This is a genomic window from Streptomyces sp. NRRL WC-3549 (assembly GCF_000721935.1).
Classification (GTDB): domain Bacteria; phylum Actinomycetota; class Actinomycetes; order Streptomycetales; family Streptomycetaceae; genus Streptomyces.
Genome location: NZ_KL585392.1, coordinates 34,122 through 37,053 on the forward strand (window position 1 = coordinate 34,122; position 2,932 = coordinate 37,053).

At 71.0% G+C, this 2,932-nt stretch carries 3 protein-coding genes; all 3 read right to left on the minus strand.

The genetic code is table 11. The annotated features are described in order from the left end of the window. Positions 1 to 91: 91 nt before the first annotated feature. A complete protein-coding gene (locus IH13_RS0109775) occupies positions 92 to 739 on the minus strand; it encodes an L-threonylcarbamoyladenylate synthase (RefSeq protein WP_031082931.1) in 648 nt (215 codons plus the stop codon). A 67-nt stretch (positions 740 to 806) separates the two neighbouring features. Continuing rightward, positions 807 to 1,652 carry a peptide chain release factor N(5)-glutamine methyltransferase gene (prmC, locus tag IH13_RS0109780; protein ID WP_031082933.1) on the minus strand — a complete coding sequence of 282 codons (846 nt, stop codon included), beginning with the start codon at positions 1,650 to 1,652 and terminating at the stop codon, positions 807 to 809. Between the two features lie 48 nt (positions 1,653 to 1,700). Further along, positions 1,701 to 2,777: a peptide chain release factor 1 gene (gene prfA / locus IH13_RS0109785; RefSeq protein WP_031082935.1), complete on the minus strand. Its 1,077-nt coding sequence runs from the start codon at positions 2,775 to 2,777 to the stop codon at positions 1,701 to 1,703. Positions 2,778 to 2,932 lie beyond the last annotated feature (155 nt).

Below are 2,932 nucleotides of genomic sequence, written 5' to 3' on the forward strand. Positions count from 1 at the left end.
ATGATGGGCGAGCGGCAGACGTTGCCGGTGCTGACGTGGAGGATGCGGAAAGTGGTGTCCTGCCCCGCTATGCCACGCCCCTCAGGGGCGATCAACTGGCCACCTCGAGGTCGGGTACGACCTTGCGGAGGTCCTCGACGGAGAGCGCGCCGGCCCGCAGGAGCACGGGCACCTTGCCGGTGACGTCGACGATGGAGGACGGCACGATGCCGGGGGTCGGGCCGCCGTCGAGGTAGACGGAGACGGAGTCGCCGAGCATGTCCTGGGCGGCGTCGCAGGTCTCCGGCGAGGGGTGCCCGGTGAGGTTGGCGCTGGAGACGCCCATCGGGCCGACCTCGGTGAGGAGTTCGATGGCGACCGGGTGCAGGGGCATCCGGACGGCGACCGTGCCGCGGGTGTCGCCGAGGTCCCACTGGAGCGAGGGCTGGTGCCGGGCCACCAGGGTGAGGGCGCCGGGCCAGAAGGCGTCGACGAGCTCCCAGGCGTCCTCGGAGAAGTCGGTCACCAGGCCGTGCAGGGTGTTCGGGGAGCCGATCAGGACCGGGGTCGGCATGTTACGGCCGCGGCCCTTGGCGGCGAGCAGGTCGGCGATGCCCTCGGAGCTGAAGGCGTCGGCGCCGATCCCGTACACGGTGTCGGTGGGCAGCACGACCAGTTCGCCGCGGCGGACGGCGGACGCGGCCTCACGCAGGCCGGTCGTACGGTCGGTCGCGTCGTTGCAGTCGTATCGCCGTGCCATCAGCCGGCCTCCTCGGACTTGTACAGGGGTGGTGGACAGGTCTCTTGCGGTTCCGGTGCCGCCGGGATCACGGGGTGGCCTTGCGGGCCGTCGCGAACCGGGGCCGGTTGTTCAGGTCGGGGTGGTCGGCCGCGTCGGCCCAGCCCCGTTCCTCGGTGAAGATCCAGGGCACCTGGCCGCCCTGGGTGTCGGCGTGCTCGATGACGACGAGGCCGCCGGGGCGGAGCAGGCGGTGCGCGGTGCGTTCGATGCCGCGGATGGTGTCGAGGCCGTCCTCGCCGGAGAAGAGCGCCATCTGCGGGTCGTGGTCGCGGGCCTCGGGCGCCACGTACTCCCACTCGGTGAGCGGGATGTACGGCGGGTTGGAGATGACGAGGTCGACCTGGCCGTCGAACTCGGGGAGGGCGCTCAGGGCGTCCTGGCGGTGCAGGGTGACCCTGGACCCCTCGGCGTTCTTCCGGGTCCACTTGAGGGCGTCCTCGGAGAGCTCCACGCCGTGGACGCGGGAGCGCGGCACCTCCTGCGCCATGGCCAGCGCGATGGCGCCGGATCCGGTGCACAGGTCGACGATGAGCGGTTCGACGACGTCCATGGCCCGGACGGCGTCTATGGCCCAGCCGACGACGGACTCCGTCTCCGGCCGGGGCACGAAGACACCGGGGCCGACCTGGAGCTCCAGGTAGCGGAAGAAGGCGCGTCCGGTGATGTGCTGGAGCGGTTCGCGCGCCTCGCGGCGGGCGACGGTCTCCCAGTAGCGCGCGTCGAAGTCGGAGTCCGGCACGTTGTGCAACTCGCCCCGCTTGACGCCGTGCACGAACGCGGCCAGTTCCTCGGCGTCGAATCGCGGGGAGGGGACACCGGCGTCGGCCAGCCGCTGGGCGGCCTGGGCCACCTCGGCGAGCAGCAGGTTCATCGCGGTTCTCCGTACGGGTTCACGGGCGGGCTGTGGCGGCTCGCCCGCCTACGCGGCGGCGAGCTTGGCGGCGGAGTCGGCGTCCACGCAGGCCTGGATGACGGCGTCGAGGTCGCCGTCGAGGACCTGGTCGAGGTTGTACGCCTTGAAGCCGACGCGGTGGTCGGAGATGCGGTTCTCCGGGAAGTTGTACGTGCGGATCTTCTCGGAGCGGTCCACGGTGCGCACCTGGCTGCGGCGCACGTCCGAGGCCTCCTGCTCGGCGGCCTCCTGGGCGGCGGCCAGCAGCCGGGAGCGCAGGATGCGCATGGCCTGCTCCTTGTTCTGGAGCTGGCTCTTCTCGTTCTGGCAGGAGGCGACGACACCGGTCGGCAGGTGGGTGATGCGGACCGCGGAGTCGGTGGTGTTGACGGACTGGCCGCCGGGCCCGGACGAGCGGTAGACGTCGATACGGAGGTCGTTGGCGTGGATCTCGACGTCGACCTCCTCCGCCTCGGGCGTGACGAGCACACCGGCGGCCGAGGTGTGGATGCGGCCCTGGGACTCGGTGGAGGGCACGCGCTGCACCCGGTGCACCCCGCCCTCGTACTTCATCCGCGCCCAGACGCCCTGGCCGGGTTCGGTGGCGCCGTTGCCGCCCTTGGTCTTCACGGCGACCTGGACGTCCTTGTAGCCGCCGAGCTCGGACTCGGTGGAGTCGATGATCTCGGTCTTCCAGCCGACGCGCTCGGCGTACCGCAGGTACATCCGGAGCAGGTCGCCGGCGAACAGGGCGGATTCGTCGCCGCCCGCGCCCGCCTTGATCTCCAGGAGCACGTCCTTGTCGTCACTGGGGTCGCGCGGGACCAGGAGCAGCCTGAGCTTCTCGGTGATCTCCTCGCGCTGCTTCTCCAGTTCCTTGACCTCGGCGGCGAAGTCGGAGTCGTCGGCCGCGAGTTCCCGGGCGGCCTCGATGTCGTCGCCGGTCCGCTTCCAGGCCTTGTACGTGGAGATGACGGGGGTCAGTTCCGCGTAGCGCTTGTTGAGCCTGCGCGCGTTGGCCTGGTCGGCGTGGACCGACGGGTCGGCGAGCTGCTTCTCCAGATCGGCGTGCTCGCCGATCAGTTCCTCGACCGCCTCGAACATCTCCGGGCTCCTGGTTCCGTGCGTCATACGTCTGCGGGCCTGCTGGACGGCGTCCCGCCGGTGGCGGTACAGCCGGAAAAAACGCCGGTCCCGGCGCCCCGCAAGAGGGCCCCGGGAACCGGCGCAGTGGCCCTGTCTCTGTGTATAAGAGACAG